The sequence below is a fragment of the Paracoccus sp. MBLB3053 genome (assembly GCF_031822435.1).
Lineage (GTDB): Bacteria > Pseudomonadota > Alphaproteobacteria > Rhodobacterales > Rhodobacteraceae > Paracoccus > Paracoccus aurantius.
Genome location: NZ_JAVQLW010000001.1, coordinates 1,276,314 through 1,302,570, shown reverse-complemented (window position 1 = coordinate 1,302,570; position 26,257 = coordinate 1,276,314). Strand labels below are relative to the sequence as shown.

Annotated in this window: 22 protein-coding genes; 4 read left to right on the top strand and 18 right to left on the bottom strand. The window is 63.2% G+C overall.

Going from position 1 to position 26,257, the window contains the following annotated elements; translation table 11 throughout:
* Positions 1-21: 21 nt before the first annotated feature.
* The 3 genes from RGQ15_RS06545 to recA form a co-directional block, all read right to left on the bottom strand.
* Positions 22-312, bottom strand: coding sequence for a DUF1330 domain-containing protein (locus RGQ15_RS06545; protein ID WP_311159412.1), 291 nt, complete (start codon positions 310-312; stop codon positions 22-24).
* The gene (alaS, locus tag RGQ15_RS06540; RefSeq protein WP_311159411.1) at positions 309-2,966 is read right to left on the bottom strand and encodes an alanine--tRNA ligase; all 2,658 of its coding nucleotides are present in this window, start codon (positions 2,964-2,966) and stop codon (positions 309-311) included. Before alaS ends, RGQ15_RS06545 begins: the two co-directional genes overlap by 4 nt.
* A 147-nt stretch (positions 2,967-3,113) precedes the next feature.
* Positions 3,114-4,184: a recombinase RecA gene (gene recA, locus RGQ15_RS06535; protein ID WP_311159410.1), complete on the bottom strand. Its 1,071-nt coding sequence runs from the start codon at positions 4,182-4,184 to the stop codon at positions 3,114-3,116.
* Between the two features lie 245 nt (positions 4,185-4,429).
* Between recA and RGQ15_RS06530 the strand changes: the two genes are divergently transcribed.
* Complete coding sequence (locus RGQ15_RS06530) at positions 4,430-5,014, top strand: sulfotransferase family 2 domain-containing protein (protein WP_311159409.1); 585 nt, start codon at positions 4,430-4,432, stop codon at positions 5,012-5,014.
* Here the strand turns inward: RGQ15_RS06530 and RGQ15_RS06525 are convergent.
* From RGQ15_RS06525 to guaB, 4 genes are all read right to left on the bottom strand, one after another.
* Positions 4,999-7,056, bottom strand: a complete 2,058-nt coding sequence (locus RGQ15_RS06525; RefSeq protein ID WP_311159408.1) for a hybrid sensor histidine kinase/response regulator — start codon at positions 7,054-7,056, stop codon at positions 4,999-5,001. The two genes, RGQ15_RS06530 and RGQ15_RS06525, sit on opposite strands and share 16 nt — an antisense overlap.
* Before the next feature lie 58 nt (positions 7,057-7,114).
* Positions 7,115-8,263: an RsmB/NOP family class I SAM-dependent RNA methyltransferase gene (locus RGQ15_RS06520; protein ID WP_311159407.1), complete on the bottom strand. Its 1,149-nt coding sequence runs from the start codon at positions 8,261-8,263 to the stop codon at positions 7,115-7,117.
* A gap of 54 nt (positions 8,264-8,317) precedes the next feature.
* Positions 8,318-9,127, bottom strand: a complete 810-nt coding sequence (locus RGQ15_RS06515; RefSeq protein ID WP_311159406.1) for a lysozyme family protein — start codon at positions 9,125-9,127, stop codon at positions 8,318-8,320.
* A 114-nt stretch (positions 9,128-9,241) separates the two neighbouring features.
* Positions 9,242-10,690, bottom strand: a complete 1,449-nt coding sequence (gene guaB / locus RGQ15_RS06510) for an IMP dehydrogenase (RefSeq protein WP_311159405.1) — start codon at positions 10,688-10,690, stop codon at positions 9,242-9,244.
* A 255-nt stretch (positions 10,691-10,945) separates the two neighbouring features.
* On the opposite strand from guaB, the gene RGQ15_RS06505 reads away from it, so the two are divergent.
* Positions 10,946-12,106, top strand: coding sequence for an OmpP1/FadL family transporter (locus RGQ15_RS06505; protein ID WP_311159404.1), 1,161 nt, complete (start codon positions 10,946-10,948; stop codon positions 12,104-12,106).
* 57 nt (positions 12,107-12,163) lie between these two features.
* Here RGQ15_RS06505 and murD read toward each other — a convergent pair whose 3' ends face one another.
* The 9 genes from murD to RGQ15_RS06460 form a co-directional block, all read right to left on the bottom strand.
* Positions 12,164-13,564, bottom strand: coding sequence for a UDP-N-acetylmuramoyl-L-alanine--D-glutamate ligase (gene murD / locus RGQ15_RS06500; RefSeq protein WP_311159403.1), 1,401 nt, complete (start codon positions 13,562-13,564; stop codon positions 12,164-12,166).
* 86 nt (positions 13,565-13,650) lie between these two features.
* Positions 13,651-14,733, bottom strand: coding sequence for a phospho-N-acetylmuramoyl-pentapeptide-transferase (mraY, locus tag RGQ15_RS06495; RefSeq protein ID WP_311159402.1), 1,083 nt, complete (start codon positions 14,731-14,733; stop codon positions 13,651-13,653).
* Entirely contained in the window at positions 14,733-16,118 is a 1,386-nt protein-coding gene (locus tag RGQ15_RS06490; RefSeq protein WP_311159401.1) for a UDP-N-acetylmuramoyl-tripeptide--D-alanyl-D-alanine ligase, read from the bottom strand. The genes mraY and RGQ15_RS06490 overlap by 1 nt, the downstream gene beginning before the upstream one ends.
* Positions 16,115-17,584, bottom strand: a complete 1,470-nt coding sequence (locus tag RGQ15_RS06485; protein ID WP_311161050.1) for a UDP-N-acetylmuramoyl-L-alanyl-D-glutamate--2,6-diaminopimelate ligase — start codon at positions 17,582-17,584, stop codon at positions 16,115-16,117. Before RGQ15_RS06485 ends, RGQ15_RS06490 begins: the two co-directional genes overlap by 4 nt.
* Before the next feature lie 29 nt (positions 17,585-17,613).
* Complete coding sequence (locus RGQ15_RS06480) at positions 17,614-19,416, bottom strand: peptidoglycan D,D-transpeptidase FtsI family protein (RefSeq protein WP_311159400.1); 1,803 nt, start codon at positions 19,414-19,416, stop codon at positions 17,614-17,616.
* On the bottom strand, positions 19,413-19,808 hold the full coding sequence (gene ftsL / locus RGQ15_RS06475; RefSeq protein WP_311159399.1) for a cell division protein FtsL: 396 nt from the start codon (positions 19,806-19,808) through the stop codon (positions 19,413-19,415). The genes RGQ15_RS06480 and ftsL overlap by 4 nt, the downstream gene beginning before the upstream one ends.
* Positions 19,808-20,782, bottom strand: coding sequence for a 16S rRNA (cytosine(1402)-N(4))-methyltransferase RsmH (rsmH, locus tag RGQ15_RS06470; protein ID WP_311159398.1), 975 nt, complete (start codon positions 20,780-20,782; stop codon positions 19,808-19,810). The genes ftsL and rsmH overlap by 1 nt, the downstream gene beginning before the upstream one ends.
* A gap of 3 nt (positions 20,783-20,785) precedes the next feature.
* The gene (gene mraZ / locus RGQ15_RS06465) at positions 20,786-21,292 is read right to left on the bottom strand and encodes a division/cell wall cluster transcriptional repressor MraZ (RefSeq protein WP_311159397.1); all 507 of its coding nucleotides are present in this window, start codon (positions 21,290-21,292) and stop codon (positions 20,786-20,788) included.
* A 693-nt stretch (positions 21,293-21,985) separates the two neighbouring features.
* Positions 21,986-23,104: an Mrp/NBP35 family ATP-binding protein gene (locus RGQ15_RS06460; protein WP_311159396.1), complete on the bottom strand. Its 1,119-nt coding sequence runs from the start codon at positions 23,102-23,104 to the stop codon at positions 21,986-21,988.
* Positions 23,105-23,426: 322 nt separating this feature from the next.
* On the opposite strand from RGQ15_RS06460, the gene RGQ15_RS06455 reads away from it, so the two are divergent.
* Together RGQ15_RS06455 and RGQ15_RS06450 are read left to right on the top strand one after the other, a co-directional pair.
* A complete protein-coding gene (locus RGQ15_RS06455; RefSeq protein WP_311159395.1) occupies positions 23,427-23,654 on the top strand; it encodes a DUF1127 domain-containing protein in 228 nt (75 codons plus the stop codon).
* Positions 23,655-24,271: 617 nt separating this feature from the next.
* Entirely contained in the window at positions 24,272-25,048 is a 777-nt protein-coding gene (locus tag RGQ15_RS06450; protein WP_311159394.1) for a 23S rRNA (adenine(2030)-N(6))-methyltransferase RlmJ, read from the top strand.
* Here RGQ15_RS06450 and RGQ15_RS06445 read toward each other — a convergent pair.
* Positions 25,033-25,662: an N-acetylmuramoyl-L-alanine amidase gene (locus RGQ15_RS06445; RefSeq protein ID WP_311159393.1), complete on the bottom strand. Its 630-nt coding sequence runs from the start codon at positions 25,660-25,662 to the stop codon at positions 25,033-25,035. The two genes, RGQ15_RS06450 and RGQ15_RS06445, sit on opposite strands and share 16 nt — an antisense overlap.
* Positions 25,659-26,240, bottom strand: a complete 582-nt coding sequence (locus RGQ15_RS06440) for a hypothetical protein (RefSeq protein WP_311159392.1) — start codon at positions 26,238-26,240, stop codon at positions 25,659-25,661. Before RGQ15_RS06440 ends, RGQ15_RS06445 begins: the two co-directional genes overlap by 4 nt.
* Positions 26,241-26,257 lie beyond the last annotated feature (17 nt).

Here is a 26,257-nt window from a genome sequence, read left to right as displayed (position 1 = left end):
CTTGAAGAATCACCAATAGTCTTAGGCGGGGTTTTCCTCGACGATCACAAGATCGCGCTCTGCCGCATTCTTGGCGTGTTCCAGCGCCGCCTGATACTCGGCCGAATTGTAGCAGGCCAGCGCATCCTCGACGCTGGGGAAGCGCGCGACGACATTGCGGGCGCGCTCGTTCCCTTCCAGCTGCACGTAGCGCGAGCCGCGCGCCAGGAAGACACCACCATGCGCCGCGATCGCCGGACCGGCAAGCTTGGCATATTCGCCATAGGAATCGGCATCGGTCACGTTGACATGGGCAATCCAGAGCGCGGTCATGCTTTCTCTCCGATCAGGGTTTCGATGGCTGAAATGGCGCTATCGGCGGCCGCGAGGCTGGGTGCACCCCCCTGAGCGCGATCAGGGCGCCCACCGCCACCCTTGCCGCCAAGTGCTGCGGTCGCGGCCTGCACCAGCTCGACGGCGGTGACACGTGCGACCAGATCGGGCGTGACACCCGCGGCCACGGTGGCCTTTCCGTCGGCCTCGGCCAGCACGACGACGGCGCCCGAGCCAAGCTGAGCCTTCATCTCATCGACCAGCGGCCCGAGTTCCTTGCCAGAGACGCCCTCGACACGCCGCGCGATCAGCTTGATCCCGTTGATTTCCTTGGGCGCTTCATCCGAACCGCCGCCCATTGCCAGCTGGCGCTTGAGCTGCGCGACCTCATTCGCCAGCGCCTTGCGCTCATCCGCCAGCGCACGGACCTTGCTCACCACGTCGCCAGCTTGCGCCTTGACGATGCCCGCGATCTCGGAAAGCTCGCCATCGACACGCCGCAGTGCTTCCATGGCGGCTTGCCCGGTCAGTGCCTCGATCCGACGGATACCGGCGGCCGAGGCCGTTTCAGAAGTCAGGGCAAACATGCCGATATCGCCGGTGCGCGCAACATGGGTGCCGCCGCACAGCTCCAGCGAATAGGTCTTGCCGCCGACGCCCTTGCCGGAACCGGCCAGCTCGCCCATCGAGACGACGCGGACCTCGTCGCCGTATTTCTCGCCGAAGAGCGCCTGCGCGCCCAGGCCGCGGGCGTCGTCCGGGGTCATGATCCGGGTCTCGACGGGGGTGTTCTGGCGGATGAAATCATTCACCTCGCGCTCGACCTGGGCGATTTCCTCGGCGGTCAGGGCCTTGGCGTGGCTGAAGTCGAAACGAAGCCGGTCGGGTGCGTTCAAGCTGCCGCGCTGCGCGACATGTTCACCCAGTGCCCGGCGCAGCGCCTCGTGCAGCAGGTGCGTGGCCGAGTGATTGGCGCGGATCGCGCCGCGACGGGCATTGTCGACCGCAAGCTGTGCGCCCTGGCCGGGGCTGATCGTGCCCAGGGTGACCTCGGCGACATGCACGAAAAGACCATTGGCCTTCTTGGTGTCGGTGACGCGGGCCGCGCCGGTCTCGGTCTTGATCAGGCCGGTATCGCCAACCTGGCCGCCGGATTCGCCATAGAACGGGGTCTGGTTCACGACGATCTGGACCTGCTGGCCCTCGGTCGCGGCCTGAACCGCGGCGCCGTCCTGCACCAAAGCGAGGATCTGGCCTTCGCTGATCTCGGTGTCATAGCCGAGGAACTCGGTCGCGCCGTGCTGCTCGGCCAGGTCGAACCAGATCGCGGCATCCTTCGTCTCGCCCGAGCCGGCCCAAGCGGCGCGCGCCTTGGCCTTCTGCTCGGCCATGGCGCTGTCGAAGCCGGCGGTGTCGACCGCGCGGCCCTTTTCGCGCAGCGCGTCCTGCGTCAGGTCCAGCGGGAAGCCGTAGGTGTCGTAAAGCTTGAAGGCCGCCTCGCCGGGCAGGTTCGCCCCCTCGGGCAGGCGCGACAGCTCGTCGTCGAGCAGGCGCAACCCGCGGTCCAGCGTCTGCTTGAACCGGGTTTCCTCGAGCTTCAGCGTCTCTTCGATCAGTGCCTGCGCGCGGCCGAGTTCCGGATAGGCGGTGCCCATCTGGCTGACCAGCGCCGGGACCAGCTTGTGCATGACCGGGTCCTTGGCGCCCAGGATATGGGCGTGGCGCATGGCACGGCGCATGATGCGGCGCAGCACGTAGCCGCGGCCCTCGTTCGAGGGCATCACGCCATCCGCGATCAGGAACGAGGTCGAGCGCAGGTGGTCGGCGATCACGCGGTGATGCACCTTGCCCGGACCGTCGGGATCGTTCGAGGTGGCATGCGCCGAGGCCTCGATCAGGCTGCGCATCAGGTCGGTGTCATAGTTGTCGTGCTTGCCCTGCAGCAGCGCGCCGATCCGCTCGAGCCCCATGCCGGTGTCGATCGACTGCATGTCGAGGGCGCGCATCGAGCCGTCCTCGAACTGCTCGTTCTGCATGAAGACGAGGTTCCAGATCTCGATGAAGCGGTCGCCATCCTCGTCGGCCGAACCGGGCGGGCCACCCCAGATCTTGTCGCCGTGATCGAAGAATATCTCGGTGCAGGGGCCGCAGGGACCGGTCGGGCCCATCTGCCAGAAATTGTCGCTGGTCGGGATGCGGATGATGCGGTCGTCGGAAAGGCCCGCGACCTTCTTCCAGATATCGGCGGCCTCATCGTCGGTGTGATAGACGGTGACCAGCAGCTTGTCCTTGGGGATGCCGAAATCCTTGGTCAGCAGTTCCCAGGCATAGGGGATCGCCTGCGACTTGAAATAGTCGCCGAAGCTGAAGTTGCCCAGCATTTCGAAGAAGGTATGGTGCCGTGCCGTATAGCCGACATTGTCGAGGTCGTTGTGCTTGCCGCCCGCACGGACGCATTTCTGGGCTGTGGTGGCCCGGTTGTAATCGCGCGACTCGACCCCGGTGAACAGGTTCTTGAACTGCACCATGCCCGAATTGGTGAACATCAATGTCGGGTCGTTGCGCGGTACCAGCGGACTGGATTCGACGACACGGTGGCCGTTACGTTCGAAGAAGTTCAGAAACGTCGAGCGGATATCGTTGAGGCTTGGCATGGCGCATTCTTTCCGGATGGGCAGAGTCCGCAAATAACCGAGGGTGGCGCGGGCGTAAAGCCGGAACGCTCGGGCGGGTCCTGCAGGAGCGGTCAAGAAAACCGCGCCCCGATGCCCCGGGACGCGTCTGCCGTGCCAAGTCCTGCCTCAATCGTCGGTCAGAACCTCGTCACCATCCGACAAAGAACCGAAATCCAGGCCGTGGCTGGCGCGAACCTTGTCTTCGATCGCGAAGGCCGTCTGGGGATTGTCGCGCAGATACTGCTTGGCGTTCTCCCGTCCCTGGCCAATTCGCTCGTCCCCATAGGAGTACCAGGAACCCGATTTCTCGACGACACCGGCCTTGACGCCCAGGTCGATCAGCTCGCCCACTTTCGAGATGCCTTCGCCATACATGATGTCGAATTCCACTTCGCGGAACGGCGGCGCGACCTTGTTCTTGACGACCTTGACGCGGGTCGCGTTGCCGACCACCTCGTCGCGATCCTTGATCGAACCCGTGCGACGGATGTCGAGCCGGACCGAAGCATAGAATTTCAGTGCATTCCCGCCCGTTGTCGTCTCGGGGCTACCGAACATCACGCCGATCTTCATCCGGATCTGGTTGATGAAGATGACCATGCAGTTGCTGCGGCCGATGCTGGCGGTCAGCTTGCGCATCGCCTGGCTCATCAGGCGGGCCTGGCTGCCCATCTGCATGTCGCCCATGTCGCCTTCGATTTCGGATTTCGGGGTCAGCGCCGCCACCGAGTCGACCACGACCAGATTGACCGCACCCGAGCGGACCAGCGTGTCGACGATCTCAAGCGCCTGTTCCCCGGTATCGGGCTGGCTAATCAGCAACTCATCGAGATTGACGCCCAGCTTCTTGGCATATTGCGGGTCCAGCGCATGTTCAGCATCGACAAAGGCGCAGACGCCACCTTTTTTCTGCTCTTCCGCGACGACATGAAGCGTCAGCGTGGTCTTGCCCGAGCTTTCCGGTCCGAAAATCTCGATGATGCGGCCCTTGGGCAGGCCGCCGATGCCAAGGGCGATATCGAGCCCCAGGGAGCCGGTCGAGGTTGCTTCGATCTCGGCCACGGGATTGTCGGCCCCGAGCTTCATGATCGAGCCCTTGCCGAACTGGCGTTCGATCTGGGCCAGCGCGCTGTCCAGAGCCTTTTGCTTATCTGCCGATCGCTTGTCGTTCATGTCGAAAAGTGTTGCCCCTGCCATGCGGTCCCCATGCTTATTTCATACCCCGCTTGTCGGGGCAATCAGTGCCCGCCCGCTTGATGTTCACGGGATGTTCTTATTTGAGACGAATTCGCCTGAAATGCAAGCGTTCGTTCACATTCCCGCCCAGCTTCACGGCATCGGCCCCGGCATGATCGCCCCGAAGAATTAAGAAATCGTTTACAGCGCGCGTGGCAAAAGGCTATCTCCTGCTTCTCTGGACCATCGAAGTGAAGCAGTTAAATATGCTTATATTCTGGGAAAAACGCCTCGTTTTCCTCGCTACTCCCAAGGCCGGATCAACTGCAGTCGAAGCCGCCCTCGAATCGCTCTCGAACGTCGCGGTGCAACGTCCTGCCGAGCTAAAGCACACGAATCTCGCGAGCTATCGCCGCCATATCGAGCCTTGGTTGCATGACGTTACAGGCGAAAGGTTCACTACGGTCAGCCTGATGCGGCAACCACTCGACTGGCTGCGCAGCTGGTATCGCTTTCGCCTGCGTGACGACCATGACGACCCCGACCACACGGCCCTGACGCTGAGTTTCCGGGACTTTGTCGAAGCCTATAGCGCACCTGAAAGCGATCATTTCCGCACGATCGGGACGCAATGCGATTTCCTGACGCATCAGGGCGACAAGATCGACCGTATCTTCCGCTACGAAGAGATCGACGACTTCACGCAATTCCTGGAGGACCGCCTTGACTGTGCGATCACTTTGCCAAGGGTCAACGTCCCGCCGGCGGTGGATGTGACACTAGATTCCGGTGAGGAAGCGGCACTGCGCGACTTTCTTGCTCGCGACATCGCGCTTTACGCCTCGCTCTGATTTTCGGCCGGTACAGTGTCCAGCTGCCGGGTGACCAGCGCCGTCAGATCGGACAATGAAAAGGGCTTGGCGAGAAAGGCCGAGTTCGGCACGGGGGGACGACCTTCGCTGAAGACATCTTCGGCATAGCCCGACATGAAGATCACCCGCGTCCGAGGTCGTTCGCGCAAGGCGGTGCGGACCCAGGCTGGGCCGTCCATGCCGGGCATGATGACATCTGTGACAAAGACATCGACGTTCAATCGATGATCCGCAAGAATCGTCAGCGCATCTTCGGCACAGGAGGCTTCAAGCACGTTGAACCCCTGCAGCTTCAACGCCCTGCTGGCAAAGGCACGCACCGGAGCCTCGTCCTCGACCAGCAATACCGTCGCATCGCTTTCTCGCCGCAGGACAGGTTCGACCGGCCTCGTCTTTGCAGGTTCCGGGGCACCGGCCTCGGCCTTCTTGTCATGGGCTGGGAAGAACAGCGAGAAGGTGCTGCCCTGCCCAAGGACGCTTTGGCAAAAGATATAGCCCCCGGTCTGCTTGACGATGCCATAGGCCGTCGAAAGCCCGAGCCCTGTTCCCTCTCCGGTCGGCTTTGTCGTGTAGAAAGGCTCAAATATCTTCGTCAGTTCGTCATCTGCAATGCCGCAGCCCTGGTCATGGACCTGAACCCGGACGTAATCCCCGGGGGGAAGCGTTGCGCGCCCGAACGAAGTTGGCGCGTCGAGGCGGTGGTTGTCTGTCGCGATCGTGATGTCGCCACCCTGGGGCATCGCGTCCCTCGCATTGACCACAAGGTTCATCATCACCTGCTCTAGCTGCCGGCGATCCGCACGGATCATTCTGAGCGACGGATCATGGTCGAAAGTCAGCGCAATCCGTTCCCCCACAAGTCGATTGAGAAGATGGGTGAGATCGGACAACGTGTCGCGAAGGTCCATGATCTGTGGCTTGAGCGTCTGCTTACGGGAGAAGGCGAGCAGCTGGCGCACCAGCGCCGCCGCGCGATTTGCGTTCTGGCTGATCTGATCAAGATCCGCATAGTCCGGGTCCGCCTTGTCATGGCGCAGCATCAAAAGATCGCAATGGCCGGTGATGGCCGTAAGCAGATTATTGAAATCATGCGCGATTCCTCCAGCCAATTGGCCGATCGCCTGCATCTTCTGGCTTTGGACGAATTGCGCCTCGAGCGTTTTCATTGCGCTTGCATCCGAGAGAACGGCAGTCACCTGGCCATCGCAACTCCTGCTCAGGCTAACCTGGACGAATCGGTCCGCCCGTTCGCCTTTCAGATGCAGCACCTCGGCACTGCCCGCTGTCCGACCGGCGCAAATATCCGATACCCAGTCGCCGAGTTCGCGCCCGAGCCCGTCGAGGTATTGCGACAGGCTCTGACCCGGCAAGGCACCCGCCAGAAGCTCACGCGCGGCCTCATTCACGCGGGTTATTCGCCCTTGGGCGTCAAGCGTCAGAAGCGAGACGGGCAACCGGTCAAACTCGTCGGTTTCACGCCTGGTTGCCGCCATTCGCCTTGGGATCTGGACTGGCGGGGAGAGGGAAAGCCAAAGCTGAAGCTTGCCCCTTTCCAGCAATTCCACCGCAAACCGTCCTGCCATCTCAAGCTCGATTTCGGCCGAACCTGAACGTTCAAGCCTAATCGAAAGATCGTTCCAGGCCTGGTCCGGGACGGCATGGCTCTGCGCAAGCAGATTGCGAACATCCTTCGATCCGCACAGATTTTCACCCGAGCGGTTCCGGGCGAGAATCCGGCCGTCGCAGCCTATTGCGAAGGCGGGCCCGTCGTGACCCGACAGCCGCTCGCGCAGCCGGGACAATGCGCGCCGTTGCCCCAAGGTGATTCCTGCCCGGCGCAGCATCTCTGCCCCGCCAATCAGAACCAAGGTCAAGGCGATGCTTGCGAAGGCGAGCGATGCGGCGCGCATCTGATCCTCGGCCGGCAAAAGCACCCTTACCGCGACAAGTCCGGCAGCAAGAATGCCGAAAAAGCGATAGATCAGCCCGACATGCCTATGCGCCGCCTTCAGTCCGGCCATGCCATCCTCCGCTTCGAACTGGATGAGCTTTGGCTACAGAACGGCGGTTAACCCAAGGTTAACAGCGCCGCATGAGGGCAAAATAGAATCCGTCCGACGCATCAAGGGGCGAATATCGGCGCTCGCTTTCAAGCTGGAACCCACCCCGCGACAGGAAACGCGCCACCTGCGAGCCATTTTCGTCATCCAGCAGCGAACACGTCATGTAGGCCAGATAGCCCAGAGGTGCTACGAATTGCGCGGCCTCAAGCAGGATGGCCGCCTGAATCTCAAGCAGTCTTTCAAGCCCCGCCTCGCCCAAGCGCCATTTCGCGTCCGGCGTGCGTCGCCAGGTTCCGCTGCCGCTACAGGGAACGTCGGTAAGGACAAGATCGAAGCGGCCACTGACCTTGCCCGGCGCGCTGACCTTGATCGCGGCCCCTGCGCGTCGCGCCCGGGAAGCAAGATCGGACATTCGCCCGGCATCGATGTCATGGGCGGTGACGTTGCGGATACCGCCAGAGGCCATCGCAAGTGCCTTTCCCCCACCGCCTGCGCAATAATCCAGCGCGAAACGAACCTCTGGCAGGGCGGCGCAAGCAAGCTGGGGCGACAGGTCCTGCAGTTCGACCATGCCTTCTTGATAGGCGCGCGAGCCCGAGACGCGTCGACCGCCTTGCGTGACCATCAGCGCGCTCGGCAGGGCTGCGAAGGGCTCGACCATGATGCCGTCATCCGAGAGTGCAGCCTGCGCCTGTGCCGCCGTCGCCCGGAGCTTGTTGACCCGCAACCAGACCGGTGCACGGTCCCGCATGGCCATGGCAACCCTTTCGGCGCTTTCCCCCAATGAGCTACGCCAGCGCGACCAGATCCAGTCGGGCAGATCAAGGCCCTCTATGCCGCAGGGGGCACGCATTCCCTCGCGATCCTCGGGTGTCAACGGCGCGGGGGCATGACCATCCCCGGTGAAGATCGACGCCGGATCGCGCGCTTCCTCGATCAGCATTCCGATCATCAACCCCCTGCCCGACATCGCCCCGCCCAGCGCCGCCCGCGAACGCTTGCAGCGAAGGCTGTCGAAAACGAGATCGCGCACCGCGGCACGGTCACCCGAGCCGGCAAACCTGCTGCCCCGGGCCCAGCGCAGCAACGCAGCCTCGGCCGCATCTCCGGCAAGTATCTGATCGAGGATCGTGATGGCGGCCTGTGCGCGGGCGGCAGGTGTCATGGTATCTGGCAGTTCCGATTGGGTCTGCCCAGAAAGGCGGAGCCGGGCCAATTGTCAATCCCGGCTCACCTCGGCGCCGCCCTTCCCGGCGTTCCGAACGATGAGCGCTCCGCCCGATCCCGCGCCTATGAGAACACCACGAGCTGCGACCAGCGTCGCGCCTCGCCCCGGCCCTATGGCGGCCAGTGATCCAGGTCTGCCGGTTACCCCCGTGCCGAGTGGCGCCCCCAGAAGCATGACCCGTTCACGAACAACGCGCCGGCTGGCCGAGCCGATCGATGCAAAGTCGTTATAGGTTTCGGGCACCTGCTCAACCGCGGTGAAGCCCCGAAGGCGGAATGCCTGCCGCAGATCATCGAAGCGGGCGAGGTAACGCGCGGCATGTTGGTCGGTGCGCGAATGGAAGGCTCCTGCCGCCGCTCTCCAGTCACCCTTTTCATCGTGCAGTTGCGCGACAAAGCGGGCGGCATAGCGCGCGTTCTCAAGTGGATCGAACATCTGCGCAACCGAGCTGAACCCGGAAGAGTGCCACCGATAGTTGAGTTGAAAGCATCCGATATCAAGATTGCGCCGCCCCTGATCGACAAGATCCTGCGCATAGGCAACTGCCGACTGCGAATCGTCAAACCATGTTCCCTTGCCTTCGGCATTCACGCTCCACGCCCAGGGACGAACGATGCCATCGATCCGCCGTCCTGTCTCGGTCAAGGCAAGAGCACCCAGAATGTCGCCTGGAACGCCGGTTTCCTCGGCCGCCCTGGTCGCCGCCCATTCGCAAACTTCTGCCCCCGACATGGCCGCCACGCGACCAGCCCAGAGCATCGAAACAAGCAATGACCGCAGAAGGAGGTGAATGATCGACATGCGCCGCCACCATGGGAATGATGGGGAAAATCTTTAGCCGTGGCTGGTTAAGATTCAGTTGGCGCATGAAAAAGGGGCGACCGTGGCCGCCCCTTCGGAATCCCGTTTTCGCGATCAGCCCAGACGGTAGTTCGGGCTTTCGCGGGTGATCTGCACGTCATGGACGTGGCTTTCCTTGAGACCCGCACCGGTGATGCGGACGAATTCACAGCCGCCGCGCATCTCTGCCACCGTCGCACTGCCGGTATAACCCATGGCCGCACGAAGGCCGCCCACCAGCTGGTGAATGACGGCGGCCGCCGAACCCTTGTAAGGCACCTGGCCCTCGATGCCTTCGGGAACCAGCTTGTCCGAGGCCGCATCCTTCTGGAAATACCGATCGGCCGAGCCGCGCGCCATCGCGCCAAGCGAACCCATGCCACGATAGGATTTGAAGGACCGGCCCTGGTACAGGATCACCTCGCCCGGGCTTTCATCGGTGCCGGCGATGGCCGAGCCGACCATGGCACAGCTTGCGCCCGCCGCGATCGCCTTGGCGAAATCGCCCGAGAACTTGATGCCGCCATCGGCGATCACCGGAATGTCCCCCGCGCCCGAAACGGCGTCCATGATCGCGGTCAGCTGTGGCACGCCTACGCCCGCGACGATGCGGGTGGTGCAGATCGAACCGGGACCAATGCCCACCTTGATCGCGTCAGCACCGGCATCGACCAGCGCCTTGGCGGCAGAGGCCGTGGCGACATTCCCCGCAACCACTTGAATTTCGTTTGAAAACGCCTTGATGCGGCTGACGGCGCGGGCCACCCCCTCGGAATGTCCGTGTGCGGTGTCGATCACGACCATATCGACCCCTGCTTCGATCAGCGCGACGCTGCGTTCGTAGCCTTCCTCGCCCACGGTCGAGGCAGCCGCGACGCGAAGACGGCCCAGATCATCCTTGCAGGCCAGCGGGTTCAGCACCGATTGCTCGGTGTCCTTCAGCGTCAGCAGGCCAGTCAGCTTGCCTTCGGCATTGGTGACAAGCAGCTTTTCGATCCGGCGCTCTTTCATCAGGCTGATCGCCAGCGAGCGATCCGCAGGTTCGCGCAGGATGGCAAGATTGTCTCCGGTCATCACCGCCTGAACCGGAGTGCGGTCATCGCTTGCAAAGCGCATATCGCGGTTGGTGATGATCCCGACGACACGACCCGCGTCGTCGATCACCGGGAAGCCGGTGACATTGTAACGCTCCTGCAGGGCCTTGGCATCCGCGATCGTCTGATCGGGGCGCAGCGTGATCGGATCGTAGACGATGCCCGATTCGAAGCGCTTGACGCGGCGGACCTCGTCTGCCTGCTGTTCGGCCGTCAGGTTGCGGTGGATCACGCCGATACCACCGGCCTGAGCCATGGCGATGGCCATGCGGCTTTCGGTTACCGTATCCATCGCACTGGAAAGCAGCGGAATGTTCATCCGGATCTGCTTGGTGACGTAAGTCGTCACATCCGCCGTCGAGGGCATCACCGAGGAAGCCGCAGGTACGAGAAGAACGTCGTCGAAGGTCAGAGCCTCACGAATCTGCATGGGAGCATCCTATCAGGGGTTCGTTTGGCAGTTTCCCATTTCATGGGACAGGCGGAATGTCCAGACCAAGAAAGACGCCACCATGAACCGACTCGGTCCGGTGTAACACGTATCTGTTGTAGCGGCGCAGCAGTCACACGCATAAAGCGTGACCGGGGTTTCGACGCGGCGTCAGTTCTCCCATACGATTGACGCAAGCAGGAAGGCTGCGAAAAGCTCGTTTCAAGCCCTGATTGGGCTACGATGGGAGGAAATATGAAAAGAACAATGACCGGGCTCGCATTGCTCATGGCAAGTGCCGCGCCTGTGCTGGCAGGCGGGATCGAACGCGCGCCGCAATCGCTGGCCGTGCTCTTCGAGGAAGGCAACTATGTCGAGCTGAGCTTTGGCGGCGTCGACCCGACCGTCAAAGGCCGCGACGTGGCACCGGCGGCCGTGGGCGGCCCTTATGACACGGGCGACGTAGCACAGGGCTACGGCTTCCTTGGCCTCGCATACAAGCACCAGTTCAATGAGAACCTGTCGGGCGCGTTCATCGTGGAACAGCCCTTTGGTTCGGACCTGCGCTATCCGACATTCGCCGACGGCGGCTCCCTGCTGCTGGGCGGCACCCGGGTCGAGGTGAACTCGACGACCTATACCGGCATCCTGCGCTACAAGTTCCAGAACAACTTCTCGGTTCATGGGGGCTTGCGTGCCTCGCATGCGGATGGTGGGGTGACACTTGGTGGCGCGGCCTATCAGGGGCGTCTCGGGCCGCAGCCCTATGACCTTGACATTGGCGGTGCCTGGGGCGTGGGCTGGGTCGCGGGCGTTGCCTACGAGATCCCGGAATATGCCGCTCGGATCTCGCTGACCTACAATTCCGAGATCGATCACGACTTCGAGCAGACGGAGACCGGCGGCCCGCTGGCACCCGCAACGTTCAAGGGAGATTACGAGGTCACGACACCGCGCAGCTGGACGCTGGAAGGCCAGACCGGCATTGCCGAGGACACCTTGATGTTCGGCTCGATCCGCTGGGTCAAATGGTCCGAATTCAAGGTCGACAACTTCCTGTTCCCGATCGTCACCCCGGAAGGCACCATTCCGTTGGTCGAACTGGAGGACACCACGACCTATACGATCGGCGTGGGGCGCAAGTTCACCGAGAACTGGGCCGGCTCGATCGCATATATCTACGAGCCGAGCGTCGGCGGAAAGATCTCTCCGCTCGCCCCATATGACGGCCGCAAGGGCGTCCAGGTCGCGGCGATCTACACGATGGACAACATCAAGGTCTCGACCGGCATCAACTACTCGAAGCTGGGCGATGCCGATCTGGGCGTCGGCTATTCGGGAGACAAGACCGAGGTCGGCGAAACCAACGACAACGATCTTTGGGGCTTCGGCGTCCGGATCGGCTATTCGTTCTGATCTATCGCGGACATGCAAAGGCCCCGGATCGTCCGGGGCCTTTCTCATTTGCCTGGGTCAGTCGGGCAACGCCTGGACCAAGGCGGTGAAATGCTCGCCCCGCTTCTCGAAGTTGGGGTATTGGTCGAAGCTTGCGGCGGCAGGCGCCAGCAGGACGGTTTCCCCCGGCCGAGCCTCATCGCGTGCCCTGGCCACGGCCTGATCCATCGTCTCGCAAATCTCATAGGTCGTCTGGCCGAGCTGCAGCGCGAAATCTCGGGCCGAGTGACCGATCAGATAGGCCTTGATCACCTGGCCCAGATGCGGTGCAAGTGCCTCGATCCCACCATCCTTCCCCATGCCACCTGCGATCCAGCGGATGTTCTTGAAGGCTGTGAGCGCCTTTGCGGCAGCGTCGACATTCGTCGCCTTGCTGTCGTTCACCCAACGCACGCCATCCAGTTCGGCCACGGTCTGACTGCGATGCGGTAGCCCCTGAAAGCTGTGGAAGGCACGCTCGATCTCGCGCGGGGGCACGCCAACGGCTCGGGCAGCGGCATAGGCCGCGCAGGCGTTCTGGTGATTGTGCTCACCCGGCAGGCCAGTAACGTCGCGCAGGTCGATCGAGGCAACCTGCCGTCCCTTGCGGTATTCCGACAGGAACCCCTTGCGGGCAAAGACGGACCAGCCAAAGCGTTCCAACTTCTGCCCCGCGGAAATCCGTATCACGCGGTCGTCAGCCGGAGCCATGCAAAGCTGATCGGCCAGATAGCGGCCTTCCACCTCGTCGACGCCGACCACAGCGCGGTCAGGGCCGCCCTCGGCGAACAACCTGCGCTTTGCCGCAAAGTAGCCCCCCGGCCCGCCGTGGCGATCCAGGTGATCGGGCGAGAGATTGGTGAAAACCGCGACGTCCGGTGTCAGCGCGCGGGCAAGGTCGGTCTGATAGCTCGACAGCTCAAGCACGATGACCTCGCCATCATGCGCGGGCTCCAGCGACAGGACGCCTGTCCCGATATTGCCGCCCAGCTGGGCCGGACGCCCGGCCTCGCGCAGGATGTGGTGGACGAGCGCCGTCGTCGTCGACTTGCCATTCGAGCCGGTGATCGCGATCACGCGCGGCGCGGTGTCGAACTGTTCCCAATCGCGGGTCGCGAAGCTGCGGAAGAACAGGCCGATATCGTTGTCGACCGGCACACCCAGTTCATAGGCCTTGGCGATGACCGGATGGGGTTTGGGATAGAGATGCGGGATGCCCGGGCTGGTAATGAGTGCCGAGATACCGTCCCAGTTCTGCTCACGGGTCAGGTCAACGACGGTCATGCCATCCGCCGAGGCCTGTTCGCGCGTGTCCACACCGTCATCCCAGACGACGACATTGGCTCCGCCTGCGGCAAGGGCGGTTGCGGTGGCGCGGCCGGAACGGCCGAGGCCGAGCACGGCGATGGTCTGATTTTCGACGCCCTGAACCGGGATCATGGCACTTCCTTCATCTTGGCAAGCCGGGACACAGTTCGCGCCCCGGCCCCAAGATTATTGACCCGTGAAGGAAGTTGCGAGAGGGCTCAGCGCAGTTTCAGCGTCGCGAGCCCGATCAGGGCAAGGATCAGCGCGATGATCCAGAAGCGGATCACGATCTGGGCCTCGCCCCAGCCCTTCTTCTCGAAATGGTGGTGGATCGGGGCCATCAGGAAGACCCGCTTTCCGGTGCGCTTGAAATAGAGCACCTGGATGATGACCGACAATGCCTCGACCACGAACAGGCCACCGACGATTGCCAGAACGATTTCGTGCTTTGTCACCACCGCGATGGCGCCCAATGCCCCACCAAGGGCCAGCGAACCGGTATCGCCCATGAAGACCGCCGCAGGCGGCGCGTTGTACCACAAGAAGCCAAGCCCTCCGCCGATCAGCGCAGCGACGAAAACCGCGAGCTCACCCGTTCCCGGCACGAAATGCACGCCGAGGTAATTCGCGAAATTGGCGTTGCCGACCATATAGGCGATGATCGCGAAGGTCGCGGCGGCAATCATGACCGGCATGATCGCAAGCCCGTCCAGACCGTCGGTCAGGTTGACCGCGTTCGCCGCGCCAAGGATCACGATAACCGAGAAAGGAATGAACAGGATGCCAAGATTGATCAGTGCATCCTTCATGAACGGCAGCGCAAGCTGCCCGCTCAGGGCGGCGGGATGCAGATATGCGGCAGCGGCCGCAGCGGCGGCCGCGATTCCCAGCCCCATCAACAGGCGCACCTTGCCCGACAAGCCCGCGTGGTGCTGCTTCGTCACCTTGGCATAGTCATCGGCAAAACCGATTGCGGCAAATCCCAATGTGACCAAGAGGACGATCCACACATAGCCGTTGTCGAGCCTTGCCCAAAGCAGCGTGCCCACGATCAGCGCCGCCAGGATCAGCAGCCCCCCCATCGTCGGCGTGCCGGCCTTCGAGAAATGGTTCTGCGGACCATCGTCACGGATCGGCTGGCCCTTTTTCTGCTTGCGGCGCAGAAGGTCGATCAGCGGCCGACCGAAGAAAAAGCCAAAAAGCAGCGCGGTGAAGAATGCCCCACCTGCCCGGAATGTAATATATCTGAAAAGGTTGAAAAAATCGCCGCCATCAGAGAGGGACGCAAGCCAATAGAGCATTACCTGTTCCTTTCGCCAGGCGGGGTGCTTTGCCGCGTTCGCCGCAATGCGTCAACCACCGTCGAGACTTTCGAGGATTTCGATCCCTTGACCAGCACGATATCGCCGAGCGCCACCAGCTCGTCGACCCGCTCGGCCAGATCGGCGGCGCTTTCCGCATGCAATCCGCGCCTCGTTTCCGGCAGGGCATCATGGAGGGCACGCATGCGCGCACCTGCCGTGTGGATAAGGTCGACCGCAGCCATCGAAGGGTCCTTCGCCATGTCGCGATGCATCTCGATTTCTTCGGGGCCCAGTTCCAGCATGTCGCCCAGGATGGCGACGCGGCGGCCCCCGGTCAGACGCGCAAGCGTCGCAAGCCCGGCCGAAAGCGATGTGGGATTCGAATTGTAGGCATCGTCGATCAACCGGATGCCGCCCAGGTCCTCGACCGCGCCGCGGCCAAGCGGGGGGCGCCAGTCCGACAGCGACTTGGCCGCCGCCGCGACATCCGCCCCTGCCGCCCCCAGCGCGGCCAGAACGCCGATCGCATTCATCACGAAATGCGTTCCCGCGCTGGCCAGCTTGAAATCGACCGTCTCTCCCAGGACGCGCGCGCGAACCGCAGTCACCCCATCGACCGTCTCGGCCTTGATCGGGCGCGCCATCCCCTGTTGACCGAAGCCGATGACGATGGCCCCGGCCTCGTCGGCGCAGTCGCGCAGGATCTGGGTGACGGGCAGGTCCTCGGGGAGGATGGCAGTTCCAGGCTGCATCAGGCCGCGAAAGATCGCGCCCTTTTCAAGCGCTATTCCCTCGATCGCGCCAAACGCTTCAAGATGCGCGGCAGCGACGGTGGTGATCATGGCGACATGCGGACGTGCCAGCCGCGCGAGCGGCTCGATTTCGCCCGGATGGTTCATGCCGATCTCGATGATCGCGAAATCCGCGTCGGCCGGCATTCGCGCCAGCGTCAAGGGCACCCCCCAATGGTTGTTGTAGCTGGCTTCGGCGGCATGAACCCTGCCCTGGCCGGCCAGCGCGATGCGGGCCATTTCCTTGGTCGAGGTCTTGCCGACGGAACCGGTGATGGCGATGACCTTGCCCTGCATACGCGCGCGGCCCGCCTTACCCAACGCCTCGAGCGCGGCCAGCACGTCGGGAACGACCAGCAATGGGGCATCATCGGCCACGCCCTCGGGGATGCGGCTCACAAGCCCGGCGGCTGCGCCTTTGTCCAGGGCCTGGGTCACGAAATCATGGCCGTCCCGTGCCGCCTGCAACGCCACGAACAGGTCGCCGGGCTGAATTGTCCGGGTGTCGATCGAGACCCCCTCGATCGAAAATTCACGGGTGACGCGGCCGCCCGTCGCGGCGGCGGCGTCCTGCGAAGTCCAAAGTGTCATATCTTGCCATCCAGCGCCGCGACGGCGACCGAGGCCTGCTCCGCGTCATCAAAGGGGTAAATGTCATTGCCGATGATCTGGCCGGTTTCGTGCCCCTTGCCGGCAATCAGCAACGCGTCGCCGGGTTGCAGGGCATCCACCCCCCGCAAGATCGCCTCGGCACGGTCACCGACCTCGATCGCCTCGGCACCCGCCCCGGCCATGACCTCGGCGCGAATGGCCGCAGGGTCTTCGGATCGGGGATTGTCGTCGGTGACGAAAACCAGATCCGCGTATTCACGTGCAGCCTCGCCCATCAGCGGACGTTTCAGCCGGTCACGATCGCCGCCCGCACCGAAGACCACGACAATGCGGCCCATCACATGCGGTCGCAGCGACTGCAGCGCCGAAGCGAGTGCGCCGGGCTTGTGACTGTAATCGACAAACACCGCCGCGCCGTTTTCGCGGATCGCGGCGAGTTCCATCCGTCCACGCACCGTCACGAGCTGCGGCAGGGTGTCGAATACGCGTCCGGGCTCATCGCCCGCCGCGATCACCAGACCGGCAGCCGCCAGCACATTTTCCGCCTGAAAGCCGCCGATCAGTGACAGGCGCACCAGATGCGCCTGACCCTGCCACGAGAAGCGCAGATCCTGACCGGTCGCATCGTAGCGCTGGCCAAGAATGCGCAGATCGGCCGCCCCGTCGCGCCCTATCGTGGTCAGTTCAAGGCCGCGGTCTTGCGCGATCTGCGCAATCTGGCGGCCGCGCGGATCATCGACATTGACGACAGCAACCGCACCCTCGTCGAGGACATGATTGAACAGCAGGGCCTTCGCCGCAAAGTAGTCGTCGAAGTTCTTGTGATAGTCGAGATGGTCCTGGCTGAAATTCGTGAACGCCCCAGCTTTCAGCCGAACCCCGTCCAGACGCCGCTGGTCGAGCCCGTGCGAGGATGCCTCCATCGCCGCATGGGTGACGCCTGCGGCAGCAGCCTCTGCCAGCACCCGGTGCAGTGTCAGCGGCTCGGGCGTCGTATGCGCCAGCTTTGCCTGATAATCACCTTGAACGCCCATCGTGCCAAGGCTGATCGCCTTGTGCCCCAGGGTCTGCCAGATCTGACGGGTAAATGTCGCGACCGAGGTCTTTCCCGACGTTCCCGTCACCCCGACCATGGTTTCGGGCTGGCCCGCGAACCACAAGGCGGCCGCGCCGGAAAGCGCGGCACGCGGGTCCTCGGCCACGACCAGAACAGCATCCGATCCGGCCAACTCGGCCGCCGCGATCTCGGCTCCCTCCCTGTCGGTCAGGATCGCACCCGCGCCTTGGCGCAGGGCATATTGAATGAATTCGCCGCCGTGGCGCACCGACCCCGGCAGGGCCGCGAACAGATGCCCGGGCCGCACTTCACGAGAATCGACAGAGATCCCCGTCACCTCGGGGTCACGCCCCTTGTCCCCTCTAAGCCCCAGCAGGGACAGTCGCATGGCCCGATCAGTCACGGAAACCTCGTTTCTCAGTTCGAGACGAGCTTTATCGCATCCGCCAGCGGGCGTTCAACCATGGGAAGCGGCTTCTCGACAAGCGGGCGCAGGCCCAGAAGTGGGGCAAGGCGACCGATCATCTCGCCCGCGACGGGCGCGGCCGTAGCCCCTGCCGTGCGGCTCTCGCCGCCTCCGCGCATCGTCGACGGCTCGTCGAGGGTCAGCACGAGAACATATTTCGGATCACTCACCGGAAAGACCGAGGCGAATGTCGCGACGTTCTTGTTGTGATAATACCCACCCGTCGGGCGCGGCTTGTCCGCAGTGCCGGTCTTGCCCGCGATCTCGTAACCTTCGACATTGGCTGACCGCGCGGTGCCGCGCGTCACGACCTCACGCAGCAAGGAAAGCGCGGTTTTCGCGGCTCCGGGCGAAAGGATCTGCTCGCCCTCCTGGCGCGAACGCTCATGCACCAGTGTCGGGCGCACGCGCTTGCCGCCATTTGCGATGGTGGCATAGGCCGAAGCAAGGTGCAGGGGACTGGCCGCAAGGCCATGACCAAAGGACACCGTGGCCGAAGTCACCGCGGGCCAGCGTTGCGGCACCAGCGGCTTGCCGGTCGGCGCCTCGCTCATTTCAAGCGGGGTCGGTTCGAACAGGCCGAGCTTCTGCAAAAAGTCCTTTTGCCGCTCCACGCCCAGAAGCTGCGCGATCCGCACCGTACCCACGTTCGAGGATTTCACGATGATGTCGGTCACCGAAAGCTGGCTGCCATAGCTGTGGAAATCCCTGATCAGGTATTTCCCGATCTTCATCGGCGTTTTCGAATTGATCATGGTCGTGGGGCTGACCAGCTTGAGATCAATCGCCTGCGCCACCGGGAAGATCTTGAAGGTGGACCCAAGCTCATACTGCCCCTGCACCGCCCTGTTGAACAGCGGACTGTCCGAAGGGTCGCCCTTCAACAGCGGGCGCGGACGATCATTCGGGTCGAAGTCCGGCAGGCTTGCCATAGCAACAACTTCGCCGGTCTTCACCTCCATCAGGATGCTGGTCGCACCTTTGGCGTTCATGACCTTCATGCCGTTCGAAAGCACGTCCTCCATCGCCGCCTGAACCGTCAGGTCGATCGAAAGCGCCAACGGAGCACCGTCATTCGCTGGGTCACGCAACCAGCGATCGAACGCCTTTTCGACACCGGCAATCCCGATCACCTCGGCGCTGGCGACATCCTCCTTGCCGAAGGTCGATCCGCCGAGAACATGGCTCGCGATGCGCCCGTTCGGATAAAGCCGCATCTCGCGGGGACCGAACAAGAGCCCTGGCTCGCCGATATCGTGAACGGCCTGCATCTGCTCGGGCGAGATCTTCTTCTTGATCCAGAGGAAGCTGCGCTTGCCCGAAAAGTCCTGCTTAAGCCGATCGACGCTCAGGTCGGGAAAGATCTCGGCAAGCTTTTCCGCCGCGCCCATCGGATCGACCATCTGCCGGGGATGAGCGTAAAGCGAATGCGTCAGCAGATTGGTCGCGAGAACCCGGCCGTAACGGTCGGTAATATCCGCGCGCTGCGAGATGATCTGCGCCCCGGAAACCTGCATGCGCGGTTCGCTCGGCTGGCTCGACGCCAGGACGGCCATCCGCCCGCCGACTGCCACGAAAAGAATCGCGAAGATCGCGGCGATCAGTGAAAGTCGGCTGCGCGCCTGACGGCGGGCTCCGTCCTGAATGACGGCATGGCGATGCGCGCGGTTCGCGGCCTCGATGGCATCCGGATTCTCACCCTTCTCACGGGCGCGGAGGATCCGGGCGAGCGGACGAAGGGGAGTGCGGATCATGGCGTCCTCTCCTGAGGTCTGATGGGCGGAAAGCCTGGCGGACGAGTTCCTGGTTGCGCCTCGGCACCGTTTGAGGCGGCGTCCGGAAGGCTGGCGGGAGGTTTGGGAAGTGGAAAGACCACCTGCCCCACCTCGACATACTGCTCGGCATCGAAGGGCACGAGCTTGAGCCTGTCAAAGTTGAGGTTAACCAGCTCGCGCAGGCGATCGGGGCGGTTCAGATAGGCCCATTCGGCCCTGAGCACGCCCAGATCTTCGCGCAGGGTTGCAATTTCGCGTTGCACCTTGCCCATGTCGGTCAGCGCCGCCTGCGTGCTGTAATTCTCGCGATAGGCCCAGAATGCCAGGCCCATGACGATCAGCGTGGTCAGCAGGTAGAGCACCGAGCGCATCAACTGCCCCTTTCGTCGAGCTGAGGCAGGCCCAGGACGCGGGGATCGACCTGCCCGGCGGGGCTGTCGGTGCGGATGCCGACCCGCAGCAGGGCGGAACGGGATCTGGGGTTGATCGCCAGCTCGGCATCATCCGGGCCGATTGCCCGACGGAAGGGCAGTCGGAATGCCGGTTCCGACTGGCTCACCTCGGGGGCGTGGCGGCTGCCGCCACCCGCGCTGTTCGAGCGCGACTGCATGAAGCGCTTGACGATCCTGTCTTCCAGCGAATGAAAGCTGACGACGGCCAATCGTCCGCCCGGACGCAGCGCCCGCTCGGCGGCTGCGAGCCCCGCGACAAGCTGGCCGAACTCATCATTCACCCAGATCCGGATCGCCTGGAATGTCCGGGTCGAGGGATGGCTTTGCCCCGGCTTCGGGCGCGGCAGGCATCCGGCCACGACATCCGAAAGCTGCCCCGTCCGCGTCAACGGCCGCGCTGCCACGATCGCCTTGGCAATCCGGCGCGAGGCCCGCTCTTCGCCGTAAAGGTAAAGCACGTCGGCAATGACCGATTCGGGCGCGGTATTCAAAAGATCGGCCGCGCTCGGCCCATCTCCGCCCATCCGCATGTCCAGCGGTCCGTCCCGCAGGAAGGAAAAGCCCCTTTCTGCCTGATCAAGCTGCATGGAACTCACGCCAAGGTCGAGCACCACGCCATCCACCGGCTCACCGGCCAGCTTGTCGAGATCCGAGAACGTCCCCTGCTCCAGCCTCAGGCGATCGCCGTATTCCCCGGCCCAGCCTGCCGCCATGTGAAAGACCGAAGGGTCGCGATCGATGCCGATGACACGATCCGCCCCCTGTTCGAGCAATCCACGAGCATATCCGCCGGCACCGAAGGTCCCGTCGACCCACACCCCCGAAACAGGCGCAACGGCCCGCAGCAGCGGGCCTAGCAGGACGGGAATATGGGGATCTTCGCTGGTCGACATGAACTAGCCTTCGTCTTTCTGGGCTGAGGCCAGCAGAGAAAGGGGGTCCGCCCCGGGTTCGAAATCCGGCACGAGCGTTTCCAGGCGGCGCTCTTCTTCCTCGTAATTCGCGGGGGACCAGACCTTGAGACTGTCACCGGCCGCGATGAAGAAGGCGCTTTCGGTCAGTCCCACCTTCTCCCGCAGCTTCTGTGGAAGGACCAGCCGGCCATCATTGTCGATCTCGGCCTCTTCGGCATGACCGTGATAGATGTTTTCCAGCAGGTTCCGCTCGGCGCTGCCGCGACCCAGCTGCGAGATCTTCGTGTCGATCTCGTCCATCGCTTCCATCGTGAAAAGATGCAGGTGCTTCCAGTCCCGGGTGCCGAAGACGATGACAAGCTGAGGGCGCTTGCCCGCCTCCCAGGAAGGATCGCAGCTTTCGAAGACCCGCCGAAACTTGGCCGGGATCGAAACGCGACCTTTCGCGTCGACCTTGACCTCTTCGGATCCTCTGAACCTGCGCGCCACTGGCCCGCACTCCTTCCCACTGTCCCGGCCTTTCCGGTGTTCCGAAAAGGAAAGGGCGGATCGGGCTGCTGCCACTGCCCGATCCGCCGCCCTCGTTCCCATCTCTGGGCCCCGTAGTTTCGGGGATCGTGCCCTGTGTTTGCGCCACCTGGGGGAGGTGCTGCTCGCGCGCCACAGAAGCATTTTTCGGAAAGCGGGTGCCTGTATGAAGCCTGCTTGTCGCCTTCGGGGTCTTACTGCCCCTTGAGCCCGTTTCCGTGAGGAAAGGGATGACATGGGAATGCATGGGACGCAATGGGTTTGTTTGGTCGAAAGGGCCGGTCAGGCAGGGTCTTGCGCATGCTCTTCGTGCCAATCCAAGACGAGCTTATTGTCACAACCGGAAGGTTTGGATTTTCCTGACGACCTAACCACAAGATATAGTGGCCAAACTGAGGTGAAGCAAAAATCCCACAATTTCCCAGAAAGCGCCCAAGGCATGCTGTCAAACACCGTCAGAAGCGCTAAGACGTCCGGCCGAGCTGCTTCCAGTCGATCCAGGGTTTGCTGCTGATCACGTCCGGTCACGCGGCGGTGATTCGAGATTCCCCGCTTCATTCCCGTATTTTCCCAGCCTTGAGCGCCATTTTCGCCCGCGAATTGGAAAAGGGCCCGAAGGCCCTTCCGAATCAACCAAAGCGTGCAGCCCGTTGTTCAGGCCATCCCGCCTCCGACAAGCCTTTCAGCCAAACGGGCGAAAGCTTGCGAAACCGGGCCATCGGTTGCGGCGACAGGCACGCCCTCATCTCCGGCAAGGCGGACCTCAAGGTTCAGCGGAATCTCTCCGAGGAATGGCAGCCCAAGTTCACGCGCTTCCTCGGCGACGCCGCCGTGACCGAAAAGATGCGCCTCATGGCCGCAATTCGGACAGACATAGGTGGACATGTTCTCGACCAGACCCAGTACAGGCGTCTTGAGCTTGTTGAACATGTCGATGGCGCGGCGCGCATCTATCAGCGCCACGTCCTGAGGGGTTGAAACGATCACCGCCCCCGTCACCTGCGCCTTCTGACAAAGGGAAAGCTGCACATCGCCGGTGCCCGGTGGCAAGTCGACCAGAAGAACGTCCAGCTCGCCCCATTTCACCTGGTTGAGCATCTGCTGCAGCGCGCCCATCAGCATGGGCCCGCGCCAGACCACGGCTTCGCCTTCCTTCATCATCAGGCCAAGAGACATCACGGTGACACCATGGGCATGCAGCGGCTCGATCATCTGGCCATCGCTGCTTGGCCGCTGTCCGGTCAATCCCAGCATGCGCGGTTGCGAAGGGCCATATATATCTGCGTCAAGTAGGCCGACGCGACGCCCCGCCCGCGCGAGGGCGACGGCCAGGTTGGATGTCAGGGTGGATTTCCCCACTCCTCCCTTCCCAGAGCCGATCGCGAGGATGCGCTTGACGCCGCTCACCGGCTCGGGGCCGGCCTGGGGCGTGGGATGACGGCCTATCTTCAGGCTGGGCGGCGCCTCGCCTCCCTGGCCGGAACGCGCGACGACATCGCCTTGCGGAGCGCCTGCGCGCCGAGGCGCAGCAGGGGCCGTCATGACGATCTGGACCTGCTCGACGCCCGGCAACGACTTCAGCCGCCTCTCGGCATCAGCTTCGACCGGCCCCAAGGCACGCGCTGCGTCGGCATCAGCGGCCTCGATGACGAATCGAACCACGCCGCCCTCGATCACCAGAGCCCTTACGAGATCCGCCGAGATCAGGTTTCCCCCGCCCGGAATTGCCACTTGCTGCAGTTCGGAAAGCACACGTTCTCGTGATATCGCCATTTCGGCCCCCGGAATTCAAAGCGTTCGCAGCATGGCAACTTCGACTGCCATCCACAACCCATCACCCCAACAGGTTTTCTAAATACCTGAAACCCCACGTAACTTGTCGTGGATTATCGCCATAACATTGAGACTGACCAATCGGCGAGATAAAAACGCGTGGTTTATGAATGGTTTGTGAAGCAGATTTTCAAAAGCCATTCCGTTTCTGCATAGCAGCATCACGCCCCTGACTATTGTGCAATCGCGGCAAAAGAACCATGTTCGCCCTAACAGAGCGACGGGATCTTCCGAAGCTTGTGAAGAGTGTAAGAGTGACGAAATGGCTGTTCTTGATCTGAACCATGGCGCGGCACGCCGCAACCAAGATGCCGAAGGGCGCTTCGGGAACCTGGTGGCTGATCTGCGCGACTATTTTGCACGACGGGCGCTGTATCGCCAGACCGTTCGTGAGCTGAACGACCTGACCGGTCGCGAGCTCGGCGATCTGGGCATCAACCGCTCGATGATCCGCAGCGTGGCCTACGAAGCCGCCTGGGGTTCGAAGTAAGAATTAGAATACCCGACCCTCTCCTCCTCCCTGGGTCTGGGTTCAGGCGGCATCCTCTCTCCTCCTCCCTGAGGATGTCGCCGCCATAATACGGTGAAACCCCCTCCTCCTCCCTGGGGTTTCGCAGTTCAGGCGGTGCTCCCTCCTCCTCCCTGGAGCACCGCCAACCAATACGGTGAAGCCCCTCCTCCTCCCTGGGCTTCGCAGTTCAGGCGGCACCTTCCTCCTCCTCCCTGAGGGTGCCGCCGACCCAATACGCCGAAGCCCCTCCTCCTCCCTGGGCTTGGCGGTAAAGGCGGCTCCCCCTCCTCCTCCCTGGGGACGCCGCCACCGATACGGAGAAGCCCCTCCTCCTCCCTGGGCTTCCCGGTTCAGGCGGCACCCTCCTCCTCCTCCCTGAGGGTGCCGCCACAACCACGGATCGGAACACGGAATGCGATGGCCCCTCCTCCTCCCTGGGTCGTCAGCTCGCGGTGATGGCCTCCTCCTCCCTGCCATTGCCGCACCCCATACGCGGCCCCTCCTCCTCCCTGGGCCAGCGTTACGCGGCGGTGCCCCTCCTCCTCCCTGGGCACCGCCGCTTTTCATTTCCGCATATCGAAGCTATTGCCCTAGGCATGTTGTCCTATCAGCACGCCTATCACGCCGGGAATCTTGCAGACCTGCAGAAGCACGCGCTTCTCGCCTGGATGCTTGACTACCTGACAGCCAAGCCCAAGCCCTTGAGCTATCTCGAGACGCATGCCGGGCGGGGGCTCTATGACCTATCGGGCCCCGAATCCGAAAAAACCGGCGAGGCGGCAGCCGGAATCACCCGCGCCCTATCCGAGGAATGGCTTCCCGATGGCCATCCGCTGCGCGAGGCCCTGGATTCGATCAGGGGCGCGCATGGGCCGGATGCCTATCCGGGCTCACCCCTGTTCGCGCGATACTTCCTGCGCCCGGAAGACAACGCGCATCTCGCAGAACTCCATCCGGCCGAACATGAGGCATTGGCAAGCGTCACGCGCTTCGCCCATCTGCATCAGCAGGACGGCTTCGCCATGGCGCATGCCGTCTGCCCGCCGACGCCCCGACGCGGTCTTATGCTGATCGATCCCAGCTACGAGGTAAAAACGGAATACGAGATCGTGCCGCGCCAGGTTTCCAAGCTCGCACGAAAGTGGAACGTGGGGGTGATCGCCCTCTGGTATCCGATCCTGACCGATAGCCGGCAGGCCCCGATGGTCGAGGCCCTCCGCAAGAACCACCCCGACGCGCTGATTTCAGAGGTCCGCTTTCCGCCCGCGCGTCCCGGCCACGGCATGATCGGATCGGGGATGTTCGTTCTCAACCCGCCTTACGGCCTTGAGGACGAGGCCCGCAGGCTCGAGGCAATCTACAAGCGCCTGTAGGCCAGTGCGGCCGCAATCCTTCGGTCCTGTTCATCTTCCCCGCCGCTTGCCCAGGGGCGGAAGCGCAGGCGAAAGGCAGAAAGCCGGGCGGGACTTTCAGGATATCCCAATCGAGCCAGACTTGCGCCGAGCGGCAGATCGTCCCCCGACTGATCGGGCCAGATCGCCAGCCCTTGCCTCGCAAGCCTGCACCAGTCGAAGCGCGGTCCGGGATCGACCTTCCGATCCGGCGCCAGGTCGGAATGCGCGATGACAGCTTCAGCCGGGATGTTCCAGCGCGCCATGGACTGGCGCAAAAGAGCCTCCAGCCCGGCCATCTGCGGTTCGGGAAAGGGTCTGTCGCCCGGATTGACCAACTCGATCCCGATAGAACGCGAATTCACGTCGTCCCGGCCTTGCCAGCTGCCGACACCAGCATGCCAGGCGCGGCGATCCTCGGGCACCAACGGTTCAACCTTGCCGCATTCATGGACAAGCCAATGCGCACTGACTTCGGCCAGGGGGTCGCAAAGCCGTGCCCGTGCGGAGGGGCCGTCGGCCATGCCGGTATAATGCAGGACGATCAGCTCGGGCCGCTGCCCGCGCCTGTCGCCGTGATTGGGGGACGGGCTCAAAGTCCGTTCGACTGCCGAACCGGACGCGGGTCCCAACCACAGACAAAACCGTCCCCGTCGGGGTCCATGCCGCGCGGATCAAGCGCCGGTCCGCCCCGCGCGATGAAGCCTCGTTGCGCAGCCTCTGCCGACGCATAGGAACTGCAGATCCGGGCTGCGGCAGCCACCGAACCACCGGTCCGCTTGTAGATCGAGGTGCCCGGGTCCTGCTTTTCCTGATAGGCATAGCTGACGAGAACCGGAGTCGTGCCCGCATAGGGGCCGGTGGTCGTGACCGGCGCTCCCGTCATTGTCGTCGTCGCCCTCGTGGTGTCGGCCACGACAACCTTGGCCGGCGTGGTCGAGGTGGGCGTCGCGCCGATATCCAGAACCGAAGGCGCATTCGCCGGCAGTTGCACCGGGATCGCCTGCGGGACGGCGCCCTGCCCCATCAGCGCGACCTCGCGCTGCTGCAGATAGGTGGCATAGCCAGACCCGTTCCGGATTGCGCTGTAATTCGGGTTCCAGCCCGAGTTTTCATTGCATCCGGCCAAGGCCAGAACCGGGCCCAGAATCGCCAGCATCACGAGTTTTTGCATCACATGCACCTCCGCTC